We start from the raw sequence: 19,846 nt of genomic DNA, 5'->3' as shown, positions 1-19,846 counted from the left end.
GGCTTTTTTTGCCGGGCTGTTTTACTTTTCGCCGGTAACCTTTTCAACTGTTGGAATTTATGCCCGATTATTTCATTGATACCCTTGAAAACGGAATCCGCCTAGTGACGGTGCCGATGCCGCAGCTGCACGCTGCTGAACTGGTTTGTTATATGGCTGTCGGCGGTCGTAACGAACCGCAGGAGCTTTCCGGCATCTCCCATTTCCTTGAGCATATGATTTTCCGCGGCACTGCTGAATACGCGACGAGTACAGAGCTTGAGCGTGCTTTCGAGGCCATCGGTGGTGCTGTGAATGCTTCGACCGACGCTGAAACCACCTGCTTTCACTCCCGTCTGCATCCTGATTATCTGGGCGAAGGGGTTGCCCTGTTTGCCTCGATGCTAAGGCGGCCGCTGTTTCAGGATATCGATGTCGAGCGGCGTATCATCCTTGAAGAAGCGCGCGAGGATTACAACGAGAAGGGCGTGCAGATCAATCTCGACAACCTGATGGTCAGCATGCTCTGGCCTGATCACCCCCTCGGTGACTCCTTGATCGGTACCCCGGAAACCTTGGCCCGCATCGACCGAAAAGCGCTGGAAAACTATTACCAGCAGTGGTATCTGCCGCAGAACCTGGTGATCTGTGCCTGTGGCCGTGTGGACCGGGAACAGTTTCGGCAAATGGCCGAAGCTGAGTTTGGCGACTGGCCGGTGCGAGAGCAAGCGAAGCCCCTGCCGGCACCGGAGATTGCCAGCGGTGCGCCTGAGTGTTGCTGGGTTGCCGACTCTGATTCGCAGGTGAGTGTTCAGCTGGCTTTCCCTCTGCACGGCCGCAAGGATGAACGGACCTTGCCGTTGCGGGTGCTGCGCAGGGTGCTTTCCTGGGGAGGTGGGGCGCGCCTGCCGCTTCGCTTACGGGAACAACTGGGCCTGACCTACGCGGTCGAGGCAAATTGCTCGATGCTGGACGATACCGGTTACCTCGCTATCGATCTGGCAGTGGCCTCGGAAAACCTGCAAAGGGCCATGGCCGAACTGCTGAACGTGCTGGACGAGTTATGTGAACTGCCAGTGCCGCAGGAGGAGCTGGCAGCCGTTCTCCGCAGCTATAAGTTTGATCTGGATTTCTCTCGAGATCAGACCGAAGCGATGGCGATCCGTTATGGCTGGGGTCTGCAGGCCGACTATTTACGGCCGCTGGATGTCGATTGCCATGAACTGCAGCAGTTGACAGCGGAACGTTTGCAACAAGTTGCCAAAGACGTGTTTCATGGAGAAGGTCTCAAGCTGGTGGTGACCGGACCATGGAATCCGGCGGACAAGCCTGTCGTTGAAAAAATGCTGAACGAATTCTCTGCAAACAAATAAGATTTTACAGCTGTTTTTCTGTTTACCTGTTTGCATTAGCAGCCTCCCTTAGCTAAGCTTTTTCTTTAAGCCGCGGAGTTACTCTCTGCGGCTTTTCCCCGTATTTATTCCTGTTTATTGGTAAAGGAGATGGCGAATGAAAAAGATTTTTGCCGTTTTGGCAACTATGCTGCTGGTAACCAGTCTGTTTGTCGGCAACGCTGCGGCTGAAAAAGTGCTGAAGGTTGGTATTTCCAAGGAACCGGCCAACCTGAATCCGGTGCTGATTCATGGTGTCTACGGTGAATCGATTGCCGGCAATATCTTCGATACGCTGGTCTCTTTCAAAGAAAGTGCAAAGGAAGCGGCTCCTTTGCTGGCGAAAAGCTGGACTATTTCCGCCGACGGCAAAGTTTATACTTTCAAACTGCGTAACGATGTGAAGTTTCATAATGGCGATGCTTTCACTTCCGCTGATGTCAAATACACTCTCGACGAGATTATGAACGAGAAAAACGCCTCGCCGAGCGCACAGTTCTTCAAGCCGATTCAAAAGATCGAAACGCCTGATGCACAGACCATCGTCATTACCCTGGATGCGCCTTACGCGCCTTTCCTGCTTGCTCTTGGCAGCCAGACCTGCGGCATCCTGCCGTCCAGGGCTGCGGCAGCGGTCGGTATGGAAAAGTTCAGCCGGTCACCGATCGGGACTGGCCCGTTCAAGTTTGTCGAGTGGGCACCTGATGACAAGATCGTGCTGGAGAAAAACAAGGATTACTTCATTGCTGAGCCGAAGCTGGATAAAGTTGTTTTCCGGCCCATCCCCAAGCCGGAAACCATGGCAGCCGAGCTGCTTTCCGGTGGCCTCGACCTTGGTGGCGAACTGTTGCCGCAGGATATCGATCGGATGAAGAAGGAGGGGCTGGTTGTGAAGTCGGTTCCCGGTTTAACCTCCCGTTACCTCGGTTTCAACGCCAAACGTAAGCCGTTCTCCGACCTGCGTTTCCGTAAAGCGGTCTACCACGCCGTGCCTTTCGATCAGGCGATCCCCGGTATCTTCCGTGAAGCGGGCGACCGTGCTTACTCCTGGATTCCGGTCGGTGTCCTCGGTGACGATGTCGATTACATGAAGAGCCGCACCCTGCCGTTCGACATGGCCAAGGCGAAGGCGCTGTTCGATGAGCTGAAAAAAGATGGCGTGATGCCGGAGAAGTTCGAGTTCACCATTTACAGCCCACAGGATCCGCAGCGCAAGAAGATTGCCACCGTGGTCAGCACCCAGTTGCGTCAGTTCGGCATTACCGTCAAGGTGGAGACTCCGGAGTGGGCCACCCTGTTCCCGATGCTGAAGCAGGGCCAGTGCGACATGTACGCCATGGGCTGGGGTTCGGTACCTGACCCGGACCGCTGGACCTACAAGATTTTCATCCCCGATTCCAACATGAACTTCTCCCAGTATGACGAGCCGATCGTTACCGAGGCGCTGAAACAGGGCCGCTCCGCCAGCGACCCGGTAAAACGGTCCGAGTACTATAAGACCGCCATGCGCAAAGCTCTGGTTGAGGATTTCATTCACATCCCGGTTGCTTTCCTCAACACCACCAATGTTATGAGCAAAAAAGTGGTTGGTTTTGAACCCTCTCCGGAGAAGTACGTTCACCTGGTGACAGCGAAGCGGAACGTCGACCTGAAATAAGTTTCAATCTGTACTAAATCGATCCGGCGTGGCCTGCCTGCGCCGGATTTTCTTGTACGAGGCTTTCCTTTGCTCAATTACGCGATCCGAAGACTGCTGCTGCTGATCCCCCTGTTGATATTCGTATCGCTGTTCGTTTTTGCCATTCTCAAACTGACGCCGGGCGACCCGGCAACGGCGTTGCTCGGCGATCAGGCAACCGAAGAAGCGATCGCGTTGGCGCGCGCCAAGTACGCGCTGGACGAGCCGCTGCCGGTGCAGTACGTCCATATGATGGCCAACTTTTTCAACGGCGACCTGCAATCGATTTTCCACAAAGACAACGTGCTTTCGGTGGTGCTGCATCGCTTGCCGGCAACGCTGGAGCTGGGTCTGCTGTCGCTGCTGATCGCGGTGATCGTCTCGATCCCGGTCGGTATCATTTCAGCGGTCAAGCGCAACTCTTTTTTCGATTACGCCTCCATGTCGATGGCGATGTTCGGCGTTTCCATCCCGGTTTTTTTCACCGGGATTCTGCTCATTTACCTGTTCGCCGTCATCCTCAAATGGTTGCCCGCGTCCGGCTACGGTGGCCACTTCTGGACAATTGAAGGTTTGCGCCACATGATCCTGCCGGCCTTGTCGCTCTCCTTCGTGCTGATGGCGTCCACCACCCGCTTGACCCGTTCGGCGATGCTCGAAGTGATCCATCAGGATTACATCCGTACCGCGCGCGCCAAGGGGGTGAGCCGCTTCATGGTGGTGATGTTCCACGCCTTCAAGAATGCGCTGATTCCTATTGCCACCAACATCGGCAACCAGGTCGCACGGATGTTCGCCGGGGCCGTTTTGACCGAAACCGTTTTTGCCTGGCCCGGTGTGGGCCGTTTGGCGGTAAACGCTATCTTCCGCCGTGACGAGCCGCTGGTGTTCGGCTGCGTGCTGTTGATGGCGGTGGTTTACGTGGTGATCAACCTGCTGGTCGATCTGCTCTATGGTTTCCTCAACCCGCAAATCAGTTACGACTAGTGAGGACGAGATGCTGCGATTTGTACTGATCTTCAATGTCGTCCTGCTGCTCTGGTTCGTGGGCGAAGCGAAAACCAACACCGATACCATCGTCTCCTATGGCATCTTTCTGCTGCTGACGGTTCTGCTCGGAGTGATGCAGTTGGTAATGTCACGGCGCAGAAAGCAGCGTGAGGACGATATCCGCACTGCCTGGGATCTGATGTGGCGCAAGCTCAGGCGTAACAAATCGGCGATGGCCGGCATGTGGGTGGTCACGGCGCTCTGCTACGTGGCGATCCTGGCTCCTTTCCTGGTGCCGGTCGATCCCTACAATATGGATTGGGGGGCGATGTCTTTAGGCCCGACTGCAGGCCATTGGCTCGGCACCGACGAGATGGGCCGCGATACGCTGGCGCGCACCATTTACGCCACGCGCGTTGCTATGGGTATCGGCCTGCTGGCGGTGGTGCTCAACTCGTTGCTCGGCACCAGCCTCGGCTTGCTGGCCGGTTATTACGGCGGCAAGACCGACAATATCATCATGCGTCTGCTCGAATTCTGGAATTCGATTCCTTTTATCCTGCTGGCAATCGCACTGATGGCGGCGCTCGGCAGCGGTCTGTTTAATCTTGTACTGGTGGTCAGCCTGACTGGTATTCTCGAATTCGCCCGCATCATTCGCGGCGATTCACAGCTGCTGAAAAAAGCCGATTATGTTAATGCCGCGCGGGTGATGGGGATTCCCAACCGGCAGATTCTGCGCCGTCACATTCTGCCGAATTGCCTGGCGCCGATCATCGTCATGGCGACCCTGCGCATCGGTGAAACCATTCTGACCATTGCCGGATTGTCGTTCCTCGGGTTGGGCGTTCAGCCGCCGATGCCGAGTCTCGGCAGCATGCTTGCCAACGGCCAGCAGTTTTTGTACGAAAATATCTACATGTCGATCGTGCCTGGCAGTGTCATCCTGCTGATCGTGCTCGCTTTTAACCTGTTCGGCGATGGTCTGCGCGATGCGCTCGACTCGCGCATTACCCAGTAAAGGGAAGATTTTGAGCAGCGACCTGATACTCGAAGTCAAAGATCTGCAGACGGTTTTCATCACCGAGGAGGGGGTGGTGAAAGGCTGCAACGGCGTCAGTTACAGCCTGAAAAAAGGTGAGACACTCGCGGTGGTCGGCGAATCCGGTTCCGGCAAGTCGGTGACGGCGATGTCGATTCTGCGGCTGATCCCCGAGCCGCCGGGAAAGATTGTCGGCGGACAGATTCTGTTCGACGGGATCGATCTGGTGCAGGCGACGGAAAAGCAGATGCGTAAGATTCGCGGCAACCAGATCGCGATGATTTTTCAGGAACCGATGACATCTCTTAACCCGGTGCTGACTGTCGGTCGGCAGATCGGCGAGTCGCTGCAACTGCATCAGCCAGAACTTGGCAAAGCGGCGACCCGGGCGCGGGTCATCGAGCTGCTGGAGTTGGTCGGTATCCCTTCGGCCGAACAGCGGATCAACGAGTTCCCCCATCAGCTCAGTGGTGGCATGAAGCAGCGGGTGATGATCGCCATGGCGCTCGCCTGCAATCCGCGTGTTTTGATTGCCGACGAGCCGACCAGCGCCCTCGATGTCACCATCCAGGCGCAGATTCTGAATCTGATCCGCAAATTGCAGCAGCAGCTTGGCATGTCGGTCATCATGATCACTCACGACCTGGCGGTCGTGGCGGAAACCGCGGATTCGGTGGCGGTAATGTACGGTGGCCGGATTGTCGAGTACGGCAGCGTCGATGAAATCTTCCATCAGGCCAAGCATCCCTACTTGGAGGGTTTGAAGAGATCGATGCCGCGCCTCGATGTTGAAGAGGAAGAGCTGTACACTATCGAAGGCATGGTGCCGAACCCGCTCAAGCTGCCGTCCGGATGCCCCTTCCGCCCACGCTGTCCGCAGGTGATGGATCGTTGCTGCGAAGAACCGCCTGCGATCTCATTCTCTGAAACTCACTACGCACGCTGCTGGCTTTACGCCGAGGGAGGCACCGATGCCTGAGAGCTGCGTGCTGAAAGTCGAGGATCTGCAGGTCTACTTTCCGGTAAAGAAGGGGGTGCTTAAGCGCACCGTCGGCCATGTTAAAGCGGTCGATGGCGTCAGTTTCGAGCTGCGCCGAGGAGAAACCTTCGGCCTGGTCGGCGAATCGGGTTGTGGCAAAACCACCACCGGTAAAGCGATAGTCCGGCTGGAGCCAAGTTTCGGTGGCAAAATCTTCTGCCAGGGGCGGGAGATCACCCACCTGAGCCCACTCGAGATGCTGCCGCTGCGCTCATGCATGCAGATGATTTTTCAGGACCCTTATTCCTCGCTCAACCCGCGAATGACCATCGCCGATATCATTGCCGAGCCGATCCGTTTTCATCGGCCGGAGGCAGATGTCAGCGCGGAAGTTGTCGAATACATGGAGATGGCCGGGCTGCGCAAAGAGTACCTGCTGCGTTACCCGCACGAGTTCTCCGGAGGTCAGCGCCAACGTATCGGCATCGCCCGCGCACTCGCCTGTAAGCCGCAAATCATTATCGCTGACGAGCCGGTTTCCGCCCTCGATGTTTCCATCCAGTCGCAGATCATCAACCTGATGAAAACTCTGCAGCGCGAACTCGGACTGTCCTACCTGTTCATCGCCCACGATCTGTCGGTTGTCAAACATATCTCTGACCGTGTCGGCGTCATGTATCTCGGCAGTTTGGTGGAGGTTTGCGAGACGGGAGAGTTGTACCGCAAGCCGCTGCACCCTTATACTAAAGCTCTGTTCGCCAGTGTGCCGATCCCCGATCCGCGCAAACGCTCGGAGAAGGTACCGTTGCAGGGGGAAATACCGTCTCCGCTCAACGCGCCGCCCGGCTGTAAGTTTCAAACCCGCTGCCCGCATGCAACAGATCGTTGCCGCAGCGAGGCCCCAAAACTCGAGTGCGCAGGGGAAGAGCATCAGGTTGCCTGCCATTACTGGCGGGATATTCAGGAGTAGTGGGGGATTTATGCGACCATTGATCGGGATTACCACCGGTGCCGCAAAAATTAAAACGCGCACCTATAATAAAGCGACCAACTATTACGGGAACTCACTTGAGTTGGCAGGAGCTTTGCCCATTCTGCTGCCGATATTCGATAACCAGAGTTTAGCTAAAGATTTGGTTGCCCGGCTTGATGGCATCATTATTTCCGGTGGCGATGATGATATCGATCCGGCGAACTATGGTGAGTCGATCTGTAAAGCGCTCTGTCAGATTAATCCCGAGCGGGATGAGTGGGAGTTTTCTCTATACCGGCACTTCAAGGCAGCAGGCAAACCGATTCTCGGTATCTGCCGCGGTTGCCAGGTGATCAACGTGGCGGAAGGGGGGAGTCTTTACCAAAGCGTGTGCGACCAGATTGAGGGCTGCTGTAATCACTATACAGCAACCACGTTGATGTGCGAATTGCATCACCTCATCAATATCGCGCCGGAGAGCAAGCTGTTCGAGATTTTCCAGCTGGAAAAACTGGAGATCAATTCTTTCCACAACCAGGCGGTCAGAAGGGTGGCTCCCGGTTTCCGTGCCTCGGCCTACTCGGACGATGGTGTCATCGAGGCGATTGAGTCGGAAACTGCTCCCTTTATTATCGGTATCCAAGCCCACCCGGAAGCCTTGACCAAGCGTTTCCCGCACTACGTTCGCTTGTTCGAAACCTTTGTTGCTGCTGCCAGAGACAGAATGGGAACTAGCTGATCCTGATCGTCTTGTAAAGGAAGTTTTTGAAGCGGAAAAACAGCTTGCGCCCTTCGGCTGAGGTGTCGGCTGGGTCGCAGGCGCGCAACTGCCGGGCCAGTTTTGGCATGCTGCTCGCCCCTTTGCTTCGGGCGTCCTCGATGATTTTCAACACCACTTCCCGGGTGATCTCTTTGTTTGTATAGGGCTGGTAGATCGCCTGCCAGAAATCCTGCTTTTCGCGCTCTATTTTCTCGACGATTTCATCACCAAGCTGTTTTTCCAGTGCCTGCTTGCTGCCTTGTGGCTGGCTGCTGTGTGGCTGCAGAGCTTGCTCGATGTCTTCCAGTTGGATAAAACGGCCGCCACGGAAAAGCATTGCTCGCAGCAGGATGCTGCGCAATTCGCGCATGTTCCCGGTGTAGTGGTGCTGTGACAGGCACTGCTTGGCGTCGGGGGTGAGGATCGGGGCGTCTTCGCTGGTTTGCTCCGGTTGCCGGTAGACCTGAAACAACCGGCCCAAAAAGTGGACCGCAAGGTCGGGGATGTCTTCGCGCCGCTGGTTGAGCGATGGTACTTCGATGATCAATTCCGACAGGCGATGGTAAAGGTCTTCGCGGAATTTGCCTGCGGCGATCAGTTGACGCAGGTCGCGATTGGTTCCGGCGACCAGCAGCGCCTGTGAGTGGCGAGTGATGTTTTCGCCGAGACGGACGAATTCGCCGCTGTCGAGGAAGCGAAGCAACTGGACCTGGGTCTTTGGATCGGCGTCACCGATCTCGTCGAGGAAGACCACGCCGCCATTCGCTTCTTCCAGAATGCCGCGACGGTCTGCTGATGCCCCGGTAAAGGCACCTCTTTTGTGGCCGAACAGCTCGGAGTAGGTCAGCTCACCGCTATAGGCAGCGATGTTGGTTTTTTTCAGCGGCAACGAGCCCTGGCCCGGCAGCAGCTCCCGATAGATGCGGTTGAGCTGGGTGAAAAGGTTGTTGAACAGGAACTCCTTGCCAGCGCCGGTTTCGCCGGTCAGCAGGATCGAGGGCAGGCCGAGCGACTCCCCTTTTTCGTGGATGTCAGACTGCTTCCACATGGCCAGCCGCTGACAAAGGGGCGGGGTGATGCGCTGGATGGTTTCAATGATTGACTGGGCTTTCGCCGAGTTGCCGATAATGTTGCCGAGGCGGTAGGAGGAGATGCTCGGGTCTTTGTAATCGACATCCTGCCGCAGGCGGTCGATTTCCCCGGTCAGCTGCTCGACTTTTTGCAGAATCGCCAGGTGGTGGCCGATCATTCGCTCGATGATCAGCAGGATCCGTCGGTGCTCACCGGTAAAGTAGTAGGGCCGCAGGCTGTCGAGGCAGATAACAGCCAGCACCTCTTCATCGTAAATCACCGGAACGGCAATTTCGCTGCGGATTGCCTCTGTGACCTGCAGGTAATAGCCGTTGTTCGCGTTCAGTTCGTGTGTGTCGGAAATGATGGCCGGCTTTCCGGACGCGGCCACCGAGCCGGTCAGGCTGCGCTGACCTTCCGGAAGTTCTTCCCCACCCACGCGGATTGGCGGAATGTATTTTTTTAACCAGTCCTTGTTTTTCGCGCCGATTAGGTTGCCCTGTTCGTCATCGACCAGCAGCCAGCGTTCGCCCTGTTTCTTACGCACCAGGGCAATGCTGCCGGTGTCGGCACCGATCAACTGGGTCGCTTTTGATAGCACCCGGCGCAGAAATGGCTGTAGCCCGTCGCTCGATTGCTGCAGCAGGTCGCCGATCTCGGAAAGAATCTGCACCTCGAGGTGTTCGTCGCCGATCTCCTGGACAACGCGCTGTGCCATCTCGGCGTGAGATTCGAGCAATGCTTTCTCGAAGGGGGTAAACTGATAGGTCTCTTTGGTGTAGTAGTTGACCAGGCAGATCAGGCGGCGGCTGCGTTGGTCGAAACGTGGCACCATGTAAATCGATTTCAGCCCCAGCTCTTCAGTCAGGAATTGCTTCTGCAGGGTTTCCGTTTCCAGGTCCGCGATGTAGAGAGGGGAGAGCAGATTGTCATCGACAATCACTCCCGCCCGGTCGATAAAGCGTGAGATTAACGATTGGCCGGGGCTTAAATTTATCTGGCGATCCTGTTTGTAAAGCTTGCCAGCTTCAGTTTCTTTTGAGTATGCGGCGAGGATCTGCAATGTGCGTTCGCCGTCTTCCCCTGCGGTCGTCGGAATCAGCACAGAGGCCAGCGCCACCTGTTCGACCAGTTGGGCCGCTGATTTGACCATGAAGAGTGCAGCTTCTCGTTTTTTCGCTTCATCGACCCGGCGTGCCAGCTGCAGCTGCTGGTGATACTTCCGCGCCCGGTCGAGGGTGGGGGTGGCAATGGTGAGCAGTTGCCTGATCTGCTGTAGGCTGCTTTCGCTGGGAAAGTGCATTGGCCGACTGCGGTCAAGACAGAGCACGCCGATGGCACGGTTGCGGTGGATCAGCGGCATCAGGTAGCTTGCTCCGGCACGGCGGCCGCTTGTGATCGGCAGGTCGTCTGGGTGCAGGCTCAGATCATCGACCGCTAAATCTTCCTTGCTCTGGTATGCCTGGACAACGAGGTAGTTGCTGTCGTTGATTGGAAAGGATTTTTCCCGTACCCGTCCCACTTCGCCACCGGCAGCAGCGACGCAGCTCAGGGCGCCGTGCGTCAGGTCTTCAAGATAGATGCGGTATCGGCCCTCGGTCAGCAGCTGCACCACTTCGATCAGCTTGTGCAGAATTTCCTCAAGATTTTCTTTGCCGAAACGGTCGATCTGGCTGATGAGCTGTTCAACCTGCGACGAGGTATCGTTTAGCATACTTTGCCCCATTGAGAGTAAGTAGTTTTTTTACTCGGCTGAGTTTATCTGCGTGTTTTGTTGCTGTCAATCTTTGAGAAACATTGCCTTTTGGGCTGACAAATATTTGAAATTTGTTAACATTTAAGCCTGTCTGTTAGTTTTGCTCGGAGGTTTCTGATGCGTTACGTGTTTGGGCTTTTGCTGGTTTTGTTTTTTGCTGCAACGCTATCGGCGGCACAGTCTATCGGAACGGTGAAGACACTGACAGGTTCGGCTTTTGTTGAACGTCAGGGGGAGGTGGTTGAGCTGGAAGTCGGCGCCCCGCTTCAGGTCGCTGACAGGGTGGTGACACGTGCCGATGGCAGCCTCGGGCTGATTCTGCAGGACGATACGACTGTCTCGCTCGGGCCGGACAGTGAACTGCTTTTGCGGGCCTTTGTTTTTGAGCCGAAGCAGAATCGTTTTTCCATGATCCTGAAAATGCTGAAAGGGACGTTCCTTTATGTTTCCGGGGTTATCGGCAAATTGGCGCCCGATTCGATCGAACTGGAGACGCCAGACTCGACTATTGCTGTACGTGGTACCCGGGTTCTCATCAAGGTGAGCAACTGATTCTCAAATATTCTTACTGCTGCTGGAGGTGAGTTATGGGGGCTGCCCCGTTGGTTTTGTTTGCTGTGTTTGTTGCCGGAATTCTGCTCGATTCCGGTCAGCAGAGCGAAGTTGTGCTTTTGCCTGATGCTGATGGCTCGGTTGGTAAAGTGGAGGTGGTGACGGAAAAAGGAGTGGCACTGCTTGAGGAGGCAGGACAAATGACTGTCGTCAGCGGTGCCTCGGCACCCTCGGCACCCGTTATTGTCAGTCGCGAAGACATTGAGCAGAAATATGCACAGGTTCTGGCTGTCGAGCCGGAAGCACCCGCCCGCTTTTTACTTTACTTTGAACAGGGCTCAACCAATTTGACATCAGCTTCCGAGGGGCTTTTAACGCAGATTGTAAATGAAGTCGCCGAGCGAAACGCGAACTCTCTCGGTATTTATGGTCATAGTGACCGCACCGGTTCTGATGAGTACAATCTGCGCTTGTCGTTGCAGCGGGCGGAGGCCGTTCGTGACCTGTTGCAGGAGCGCGGGGTCGACGTGAAGGCGATCGATCTCGATTCTCATGGTGAAGGCAACCCGTTGATACCAACTGCTGATGGTGTTGCCGAGCCGCGTAATCGCCGGGTCGAGGTGATCGTTCGCTAGTATGAGCCTGTTCGTATGAGCCTGCGTCGACAGAAAAAAGCCGCTTTCCGCCTCAGTCCTTTAGCGGAGGCACGCTCCGGCGTGTTGGCGTGTGGTCTGTTGATCACCCTGGCAGCTGTTGTTCTCCTTTTTTATCCCCCGCAACTTCTTCGTTTCTTCGATTTCCGCATCTACGATCTTATGCTTTCCGGCCAACCGGAACAGTCGTTGTCACAGCAACCGGTCGTCGTTGGGATTGATGAACAGAGTTTGGCGCGTTATGGCCAGTGGCCGTGGCCGCGTTACCGATTGGCAAAGCTTCTGGATGAATTGCAGCAGCATGGAGTGGCTGCGGTCGGGGTCGACCTTCTGATGCCGGAAGAAGACCGCACCTCTCTCGATTTGATTCTGCGCGAGCGCAGGCGTGATTTAGGGGAAGATTGCGGTCTGCTCCCTGCTCTGCAGGAAAGGGAGAGTAACGATCTCTTGCTGGCCAGGGTCTTGGCTGCGACGTCTTCCGTTCTCGGTTTCAAGTTTCTTTCCCATGCTGACGCGGAGCCTGTCGACGTATTGCCACCTGCTTTGCCCGGTGTTGTCATTCGCAATGAAAGAGGGGAAATGCCCTGGCGCGAGCCACAAGGGGTTCTGGGCAGCCTTGAGGTGTTGCAGTCGGCTGCAGCGGCGTCAGGTTTTGTTAATGCTGCCTCCGATCGCGATGGGGTCGTGCGGCGGATGCCCCTGTTGCAGGGCTTTGCCGGGCGCTATTATCCGAGCCTGGCCTTGGCGACTGTGCTTCAGGCCGTTGGCGGCGGGCAGCTGCATTTCGATGTCTGGCAGCAGGAGGCCGCTCTGGAATTTGCCGGGCGCACAGTCCCTCTTGATCAGGGCGGTAATATGTTGCTTGGGTACTCGGGGGCCGGTGGTTACCGCTATGTTTCTGCTGCCGAATTGCTTGAAGGTACGTTGCCTGATGGTGAGCTGCAGGGGGCAGTGGTCTTTGTTGGTGCCGTTGCTGAAGGATTGGGGGATCGCCACGTTACTCCGCTCCAGCGCAACTTTCCCGGAGTTGAGATTCATGCTGTGATTGCATCAAACCTGCTTAATTCAAGTTGGTATTCGCACCCGGTCTGGGCACGTGGGGCCGAATTCTGGACAGTGCTGTTGTTTGGTTTCTGCTCAGCCTGGTTGCTCAGCCGTTTCCGTTTGACTGTGCCACTTGTTCTGTCGGCCGTCGTTGCGGGCCTGTTTTTCTGGGGCTCGATGATGCTGTTTCGCTCCGGTCATTATTTTGTTTCGCCGACGATGCCTGTTTTAGTACTTTTGCTTAACGCTGGTCTGCTCGGATTGGTGCGCTATGGCATTGCTGCAAAAAACCTGCGGAAACGCAGCAGGTCGTTACTGAAAGCGCAGGATGCAACTATCGTCAGCCTGATCACGCTGGCAGAGACCCGGGACAGCGATACCGGTGCCCACATCCTGCGGACTCAACGTTTTGTCCGCGAGCTGGCAGAGCAGTTGCGTACAGACTCCAGTTATGCGTCAGAGATCAGTGAGGAAGATGCCGAAATGATGTTTCAGTCGGCACCGTTGCACGATATTGGTAAGGTCGGTATTCCTGACCGGATTTTGTTGAAAAGCGGCACCTTGACCGACGAAGAGATCGTTGTGATGCGGGAGCATCCGCAGCTTGGTGCCATGGCGTTGGGGTGCACGGCTGATGCGTTGGAGTTACCGGAGGATTCGGCTTATTTGCATTACGCACGACAGATGGCGGAGACGCATCATGAGCGTTGGGATGGTTCCGGTTATCCGAAGGGGCTCAAAGGGGAGGAGATACCGCTTGCGGGCCGCTTGATGGCGCTGGCTGATGTCTATGATGCGCTGGTCAGCGAGCGCAGCTATAAAGAAGCGATGACCCATTTGCAGGCACGGGAATATATCCTGAGCAAGAGTGGTGAGCTTTTCGACCCGGAGATTGTTCGAGCCTTTCTGTCCAGCGAAGAACGCTTCGCTGCGATCAGCAATGAATACCGTAATATTGAGCTTTGAGGGGAAATAAGGGCGATTTTTTCCCTTTTAGATAGTTTTCGGACTCCATGATTGGCGCTTTTATTCATGATTGTTTTCAAATCTCTTGCTGTTAAATCGGCTTTCTGCCATTTGATTTGTCATCCAAAATGAGAAGACTGGGATTTTTCCTTTTCAATAGCCCCCTTTTTTCAGTCGGTTAAAAAGTCCTGCTAGTTAAATTCACCTATTTTGCTAATCTTGCCCTTCTGTTTTTCTAATGAGGTTTCGGCTGGCACTTTGCTGATCTGCTAAGTGCTTGGATATTAAGAGAATTTATCGATTATTCAGTTGCTGTTTTGAGCTTTTTGGTTGATAATCGATAGTGACAAAGAGGGTGTTAAGTCCGGTTTTTATGGGTGAAATGCCCTAGTCTCGTTCTTCTTTTATTTAGGTTGTTATGGGTGTTGCTGCGATTAAATACGGCGAACAGGATATTGCCAACCTGTTCTGCATGCCACAGACACTGGTGACGCTGATCGAGTCTTGCCTTTCGGGAGCAGGTGTCCCGGAGTTGGCTGAAATCGTCCTTCAGGATGCGGCTCTCTCTGCGCGTGTGATCAATGCTGCCAGCAAGGCAGGAAGCACGCGCATCGATGCCGCTGAACCGGTTACTTCAGCCATCCAGCAGCTCGGTTTGCCAGTCGTTACCGGTATTGCACTGCAGGCCGCCAAGCAGGTTGTCGCTCACGATTTTACTGATACCTCGTTACATTTTCTCAATAGTCTCTGGTTCTCCTCGCGTGTCGCCGGTCAATTTGCGCGCTGCCTGTCGCCGACTGTCAGTTATCTTCATGTTGAGGAAGCTCAACTCAGTGGCCTGCTGCTTAACCTTGGCTTATATACCTTGTTCTCCAAGCATGGTGACGACTACGCTGAATTGGCAGCGGAAAGCAAAAGCTCACCTGCGTTGAGTCAGCGCGAACTGCAAAGCTATCAGCAGGATCACCTGCATGTCGCAGAAGACGTGATCGAGCCCTGGAAACTGGATTCCTTTCTGATCGATGCCGTCCGTTTTTTACATCAGGATGTCGTGCAGATTGAAAACAGTAGCCAGTTATTAAAAATTGCCCGGTTGTCACATCAGATCTGTCAGCATCCACTTGAACTGACGGATGACGTGCGACAACTGGCGGAACGATTATTTCAGTTCAGCCGGAGTGAGATCGATTACCTGTTCTCCTGGGCTAAAGGGCTGTATAAGGGCGCCATTCCAGCACTTGAGGATCCGGAAAAACTGCGCGAGCAGTTGAAAGAGGCGCGCGGCCGTTTAATCGATCTGATCTTCGCGCTGGCAGACCAGGAGGGCGCGCGGGCGCGTTTGCTTGGCAACAATCGACCAGAGTTGCTGGCCACTGAAGCGCGCCATCTTTATCTGGAAAACAGCCCGGCAGGGGAAGCGATTTTCATGCTGGTCGATCATAAAAATAATCAGCTCGCCGGCATTGTCGCTGAAGGCCAGGCACGCCTGATCAGCGAGTTGAAGGTCCCGCTCGATGCTTCGCTCAGCTTGGTGGTGCAGGCGCTGGTCAGCGGTGAAACCAACAATAGTTTCAGTGCCAAACAGCCGTTGTCGGTGACCGACCAGTTGCTGCTGCGCATCGGCGGAAAACGTGGTTTTTTCTGTCAACCGTTTCTGCTCGATGGCCGCTTGCTCGGCGCCGTGGTGCTAAGTGTCGATCGTGAAGAAGAGATGAGTACGCTGCACCTGCTGCGCTTGCGTATGTTCGGTCAAGTCGTCAGTGAGTCGATTGCGCAGTTGTCGAACGATGTGCCCGATAATTTCTTTGAAGGCAGCGCCCAGTTACGGCGGGTCAGCCACGAGTTGAGCAATCCGCTGACGATCATCGGTAATTATGCCGAAGTGATCGGTCACTTGCTGCCGGATGATGAGCACCGCGAGTTTACCGATGCGATCAAACGGGAAGTGCGCCGGGTTGATGATGTGCTCAATTACTATCTCAACCAGCAGGAGCTACCGCCCTTCCCGGATCGAGATATCAGCCTCAACCAGCTGGTTTACGAGGCGGTCGATGCACTGCAGGAAGGGGAGTTGCAGCCGCGCCGGATCGATGTTCGCTTCAACCTGAAAAACGATCTGGCCAAGGTGTCAACCAACGGTGTGCTGGTGAAACAAATTCTTGTCAACCTGCTCAAAAATGCAGCCGAAGCTGTTACCGAAGGCGGTGAAATTCAGCTGGCGACCCGTGACAGCTACTGCTCCGATGGTGGTCGTTTTGTCGAGGTGGTGGTGCAGGACAATGGCGGCGGAATCGATTCGCAGGTCAAGGACCAGCTGTTTCGCCCGGTGGTCAGCACGAAAGGGCCGGGGCATGCCGGTGTCGGTTTAAGTATCGTCAAGGGAATGGTCGATGATCTGGGAGGACGGATCAGCTATCATAGCTCACCTGCAGCGGGAACAGGATTTCATCTGCAGATACCTTGTGGAGATGATGATTTTTCCGCTGCGAGCCTGATATAGGGGGGGACTATGCAGGTGAAAAGAGCTGACTCCGGGTTGACGCCGGAGCGGATAAAGCGCTCGAAAATACTGATTGTCGATGATCAGCCAGCTGTCTTGGAAAGTCTGCAGGCCCTGCTGCGGATTAACGGCTATGTTGTGACGACGGTCAGTAGTGGCGCCGTCGCCCTCGATCTGCTCATCCAGGAAAGTTACGACCTGGTGTTGCTCGACCTGCAGATGCCTGGCCTTGATGGCCAGGAAGTGCTGCGTGTGATCATGCAGCAGCGGATTGAGGTCGAGGTTGTCGTGGTCAGTGGTGAGTCTTCCTTTTTTGCTGTCAAAAGTGCCATGCGCAACGGCGCCTATGATTTCATCCGCAAGCCGTACAATCCGGAAGAGTTGCTGACGACGGTCAATAACGCACTGGAACATCATTGGCAGACACGTCGGTTGAAGCACACGGGAGAGTCGCTGGAGCGTTCGGAGAAGATCCATCGCTTCATCGTCAACAACTCGCCCGATTTTATTTACATGCTCAACCCGCAAGGCGTCTTTACCTACGTTAACGACAAGGTTGAAGAACTGCTCGGCTACAAGCGCAGCGAACTGATCGGTTGTCACTTCTCGAAACTGATACACCCGCATAATGCTGACGACAGCTACAATTTCTTTTGTGAGCAGCGCAGCGGCGAGCGGGCGACCAGCAATACAGAAATCCGTCTGCTGGTCAACCAGTCGAGTCAGCAGGTTGAATGTCTTGATAATTACGAATTGATCGTCGAGTTGAACGCCATCGGTATTTATGAAATTGATGAAACCGGGGCGAAAGTTTTTGCCGGCACTCTCGGTTGCGCTCGTGACATTACCGAGCGTAAACGCAGTGAGGCCCAGATCAGCTACCAGGCATATCACGATTTGCTGACCAGTTTACCGAACCGGGTGCTGTTCGACGACCGCATCAGCCAGGTGTTCGCTCACGCCCGTCGCAACCGGCAGAAGTTTGCCCTGCTCTTTCTCGATCTCGATCGCTTCAAGCAGATTAACGATACTCTCGGCCACTCCATGGGTGACTTGGTCCTGCAACAGGTGTCGCAGCGGATTCTTGAATGTCTGCGTGCTGAGGATACTCTCTGCCGCTTCGGTGGCGACGAGTTTGCCCTGCTTTTGCCGAACGTCGAGAGCAAGGAGAATGTGGCCGCGGTTGCGGAGAAGATCGGCCGCGCGGTACGGGAGCCTCTTTGCATCAAAGATCACGAACTTTTCCTCAGCGTCAGTATCGGTATCGCTCTTTATCCCAACGCCGGCCAGAGCAAAGAAAGCCTGCTACAGAGCGCTGATATAGCCATGTACCATGTCAAGGCGAACGGCAAAGACAGCTACTGCTTCTACAGTGATGCCATGGAAGGCACGGACTCGAGTTACCTGTCGGTCGAGCGTGATCTCTACCTGGCGCTGGAGCAGAATCAGTTCGAGGTTTTTTTCCAGCCGCGGGTTGATCCCTTTAGCCACATCATTGTTGGCATGGAAGCCCTGCTGCGATGGCATCATCCGGAAAAGGGCCTGATCTATCCCGGAGATTTTATCTGGATTGCCGAAGAGTCAAAGCTGATTGTTCCGATTGGTGATTGGGTACTCGAAAGCACTTGCGAGGAGCTGGTGCGCTGGCGCAAGCAGAGACTGCCGCAGCTGAAAATTTCCTTGAACATTTCCCCGGTTCAACTGGAACGGCCTAACTACGTCCAGAAATTTATCGAGACCCTGCAGAAGCACAATCTGCCGGCATCTGTGTTTGAGCTTGAAGTGACCGAGCAGGGCCTGCTGCGGGGGCAGGGGATGGCTGTGCGGAACCTGCGCCAACTGCGTGAATATGGAATCTCCGTAGCGCTGGACGATTTTGGCCGCGGCTACTCGTCGCTCAGTTCGTTGCAGAACTTCCCGGTCAATACTTTGAAAATCGATCGCTCATTTGTTCGTGAAATTGAAGATGAGTTGCCGAAAGTTTGTGCCGTTGACGCCATTGCAATGATGGCCAAAGGGCTGAACCTGCATATGGCGGCAGAGGGGGTGGAGAACCTGCTGCAGCTGGAATACCTGCGTAATCTTGGGTGTAGCGAAGTGCAGGGGTACCTTTACGGCAAAGCAATGCCAGCTCAGGCCACTCTCGATATCCTCAGTAACCAACCTGCCGAAGGCCCACACTTTATCCTGCCGGATTAATAGGCTATAATCCCCCAGTCGAACATTTCTTCTGACTGGAGCACATTTGAGTCCCGTACTGAAAAAAATTATCACCCCTTTTCTTTTGCCGAACGGGCTGCTTTGCGGGGTGTTGATTTACGGTCTCGGCCGGGAGCTGCTCCCGGCTGAGCTTTCTGCGCTGCTACAGGTTTTTCCCCTCGCAGTGACGGTCATTGCGCTTCTCCTGGGGTGGCGTTTTAACCGCAGCCGTTTGGTTTATGCCGTAGCTCTGTTTTTGCTGGTCGATGCCGGGTTGAGATACCTTCCCGACGATACCCAGCTCTTCCAGCTGATCGCCATTCTGTTGCCGTTTAATTTATTGATCTTAGCCTGCTTTCGCGAGCGGGGATTGTTGAACTTGCGCGCCCTGATCTGGTGGCTTTTGCTGGGGACGGAGGTGGCAGCTGTTCTCTGGTTTCGGCAGGGACAAAACTTTCCCTACCTATCTTTGCTTGATCATTCTTTTGCTGATTTTTCCTTGATTCAGAAGTCTGCTTTACAGCAGCCGGCATTGCTGGCTCACTTGCTTGCTCTGGTCGTTTTTCTTTGGCGTATGCTGCGGCGATCGGCGCCCTTTGAAGTCGCCTTCTTCTGGAGCCAGCTGTTACTGCTGTGTACTTTTGCCAACCCGGGTGGCCAGTCGCTGAGATTGTCGTTGGCGGGTGCCGGATTGATTTTGTTGCTCGGTGTGCTGGAGAACTCGTATTCCCTGGCTTACCGTGACGAACTGACCGGGTTGCCGGGTAGAAGGGCCCTCAACGAAGCCTTGGATAGCCTCGGCAGCCGATACACTCTAGCGATGGTCGATATAGATCACTTTAAAAAGTTCAACGATACCCACGGCCATGATGTTGGTGACCAAGTGCTGAAGATGGTCGCATCGCGATTGGCGACGGTCAGTGGTGGCGGTAAAGTGTTCCGCTACGGCGGCGAGGAGTTTTCGGTGCTGTTTCCGCGGCGCAGTGTCAAGCAGGCCGCACCTTTTCTCGAAGTGTTGCGGGTCGCCGTGGAAGACGCACGCTTTGTTGCGCGTGGCAAAGATCGGCCGAAAAAGAAACCGAAGAAAAGGCCGGCGGGAAAAAAAGTACAGGCTTCCACACTGCGAGTGACGGTGAGTATCGGTGCCGCCGAGCGTGGCGGCAAGCTCGATACCGCAGAAGAGGTTCTCAAGGCCGCCGACCAGGCGCTCTACCGGGCGAAAAAGGCAGGACGGAATCGGTTGGTTTGCTAGCAATATAAAAGCCCGGCTCCCCTACGGAGAACCGGGCGCCTCGAGCTGTCTCGGGTAGCCC

Annotated in this window: 14 protein-coding genes; 13 read left to right on the top strand and 1 reads right to left on the bottom strand. The window is 55.1% G+C overall.

Features of this window, described 5'->3' with window-relative positions; genetic code table 11:
• Positions 1-59: 59 nt before the first annotated feature.
• The 7 genes from BUB13_RS06280 (at position 60) to BUB13_RS06250 (ending at position 7,771) form a co-directional block, all read left to right on the top strand.
• The gene (locus BUB13_RS06280; RefSeq protein ID WP_072906882.1) at positions 60-1,352 is read left to right on the top strand and encodes a M16 family metallopeptidase; all 1,293 of its coding nucleotides are present in this window, start codon (positions 60-62) and stop codon (positions 1,350-1,352) included.
• Between the two features lie 136 nt (positions 1,353-1,488).
• Complete coding sequence (locus BUB13_RS06275) at positions 1,489-3,027, top strand: ABC transporter substrate-binding protein (RefSeq protein ID WP_072906880.1); 1,539 nt, start codon at positions 1,489-1,491, stop codon at positions 3,025-3,027.
• Positions 3,028-3,096: 69 nt separating this feature from the next.
• A complete protein-coding gene (locus tag BUB13_RS06270) occupies positions 3,097-4,035 on the top strand; it encodes an ABC transporter permease (protein WP_072906878.1) in 939 nt (312 codons plus the stop codon).
• Positions 4,036-4,045: 10 nt separating this feature from the next.
• Entirely contained in the window at positions 4,046-5,059 is a 1,014-nt protein-coding gene (locus tag BUB13_RS06265; protein WP_139249319.1) for an ABC transporter permease, read from the top strand.
• A complete protein-coding gene (locus tag BUB13_RS06260) occupies positions 5,031-6,059 on the top strand; it encodes an ABC transporter ATP-binding protein (protein WP_072906875.1) in 1,029 nt (342 codons plus the stop codon). Before BUB13_RS06265 ends, BUB13_RS06260 begins: the two co-directional genes overlap by 29 nt.
• Entirely contained in the window at positions 6,052-7,029 is a 978-nt protein-coding gene (locus BUB13_RS06255; RefSeq protein ID WP_072906873.1) for an ABC transporter ATP-binding protein, read from the top strand. The genes BUB13_RS06260 and BUB13_RS06255 overlap by 8 nt, the downstream gene beginning before the upstream one ends.
• Positions 7,030-7,039: 10 nt before the next feature.
• Positions 7,040-7,771, top strand: coding sequence for a gamma-glutamyl-gamma-aminobutyrate hydrolase family protein (locus BUB13_RS06250; RefSeq protein WP_072906871.1), 732 nt, complete (start codon positions 7,040-7,042; stop codon positions 7,769-7,771).
• Here BUB13_RS06250 and BUB13_RS06245 read toward each other — a convergent pair.
• A complete protein-coding gene (locus tag BUB13_RS06245; RefSeq protein WP_072906869.1) occupies positions 7,764-10,577 on the bottom strand; it encodes a GPMC system transcriptional regulator in 2,814 nt (937 codons plus the stop codon). The two genes, BUB13_RS06250 and BUB13_RS06245, sit on opposite strands and share 8 nt — an antisense overlap.
• 159 nt (positions 10,578-10,736) lie before the next feature.
• Between BUB13_RS06245 and BUB13_RS06240 the strand changes: the two genes are divergently transcribed.
• The 6 genes from BUB13_RS06240 (at position 10,737) to BUB13_RS06215 (ending at position 19,785) form a co-directional block, all read left to right on the top strand.
• The gene (locus BUB13_RS06240) at positions 10,737-11,171 is read left to right on the top strand and encodes a FecR family protein (protein ID WP_072906867.1); all 435 of its coding nucleotides are present in this window, start codon (positions 10,737-10,739) and stop codon (positions 11,169-11,171) included.
• 35 nt (positions 11,172-11,206) lie between these two features.
• Complete coding sequence (locus tag BUB13_RS06235; RefSeq protein WP_072906865.1) at positions 11,207-11,806, top strand: OmpA family protein; 600 nt, start codon at positions 11,207-11,209, stop codon at positions 11,804-11,806.
• A 15-nt stretch (positions 11,807-11,821) separates the two neighbouring features.
• Entirely contained in the window at positions 11,822-13,834 is a 2,013-nt protein-coding gene (locus BUB13_RS06230) for a CHASE2 domain-containing protein (protein ID WP_072906863.1), read from the top strand.
• A gap of 418 nt (positions 13,835-14,252) precedes the next feature.
• Positions 14,253-16,334: an HDOD domain-containing protein gene (locus BUB13_RS06225; protein WP_072906861.1), complete on the top strand. Its 2,082-nt coding sequence runs from the start codon at positions 14,253-14,255 to the stop codon at positions 16,332-16,334.
• Positions 16,335-16,343: 9 nt separating this feature from the next.
• On the top strand, positions 16,344-18,533 hold the full coding sequence (locus BUB13_RS06220) for a putative bifunctional diguanylate cyclase/phosphodiesterase (protein WP_072906859.1): 2,190 nt from the start codon (positions 16,344-16,346) through the stop codon (positions 18,531-18,533).
• 46 nt (positions 18,534-18,579) lie between these two features.
• Positions 18,580-19,785: a GGDEF domain-containing protein gene (locus BUB13_RS06215; RefSeq protein WP_084091801.1), complete on the top strand. Its 1,206-nt coding sequence runs from the start codon at positions 18,580-18,582 to the stop codon at positions 19,783-19,785.
• The last annotated feature ends 61 nt before the right edge of the window (positions 19,786-19,846 follow it).

Origin of the sequence: Malonomonas rubra DSM 5091 (assembly GCF_900142125.1) — a bacterium.
Lineage (GTDB): Bacteria > Desulfobacterota > Desulfuromonadia > Desulfuromonadales > Geopsychrobacteraceae > Malonomonas > Malonomonas rubra.
This window is presented reverse-complemented; position numbering and strand designations above follow the sequence as displayed.

What these genes read in the sequence shown, in the direction of transcription:
- BUB13_RS06280 (WP_072906882.1), top strand. Translation starts at nt 60, where the DNA reads ATGCCCGATTATTTCATTGATACCCTTGAAAACGGAATCCGCCTAGTG.
- BUB13_RS06275 (WP_072906880.1), top strand. Translation starts at nt 1,489, where the DNA reads ATGAAAAAGATTTTTGCCGTTTTGGCAACTATGCTGCTGGTAACCAGT.
- BUB13_RS06265 (WP_139249319.1), top strand. Translation starts at nt 4,046, where the DNA reads ATGCTGCGATTTGTACTGATCTTCAATGTCGTCCTGCTGCTCTGGTTC.
- BUB13_RS06260 (WP_072906875.1), top strand. Translation starts at nt 5,031, where the DNA reads ATGCGCTCGACTCGCGCATTACCCAGTAAAGGGAAGATTTTGAGCAGC.
- BUB13_RS06255 (WP_072906873.1), top strand. Translation starts at nt 6,052, where the DNA reads ATGCCTGAGAGCTGCGTGCTGAAAGTCGAGGATCTGCAGGTCTACTTT.
- BUB13_RS06250 (WP_072906871.1), top strand. Translation starts at nt 7,040, where the DNA reads ATGCGACCATTGATCGGGATTACCACCGGTGCCGCAAAAATTAAAACG.
- BUB13_RS06245 (WP_072906869.1), bottom strand. Translation starts at nt 10,577, where the DNA reads ATGCTAAACGATACCTCGTCGCAGGTTGAACAGCTCATCAGCCAGATC.
- BUB13_RS06240 (WP_072906867.1), top strand. Translation starts at nt 10,737, where the DNA reads ATGCGTTACGTGTTTGGGCTTTTGCTGGTTTTGTTTTTTGCTGCAACG.
- BUB13_RS06235 (WP_072906865.1), top strand. Translation starts at nt 11,207, where the DNA reads ATGGGGGCTGCCCCGTTGGTTTTGTTTGCTGTGTTTGTTGCCGGAATT.
- BUB13_RS06230 (WP_072906863.1), top strand. Translation starts at nt 11,822, where the DNA reads ATGAGCCTGCGTCGACAGAAAAAAGCCGCTTTCCGCCTCAGTCCTTTA.
- BUB13_RS06225 (WP_072906861.1), top strand. Translation starts at nt 14,253, where the DNA reads ATGGGTGTTGCTGCGATTAAATACGGCGAACAGGATATTGCCAACCTG.
- BUB13_RS06220 (WP_072906859.1), top strand. Translation starts at nt 16,344, where the DNA reads ATGCAGGTGAAAAGAGCTGACTCCGGGTTGACGCCGGAGCGGATAAAG.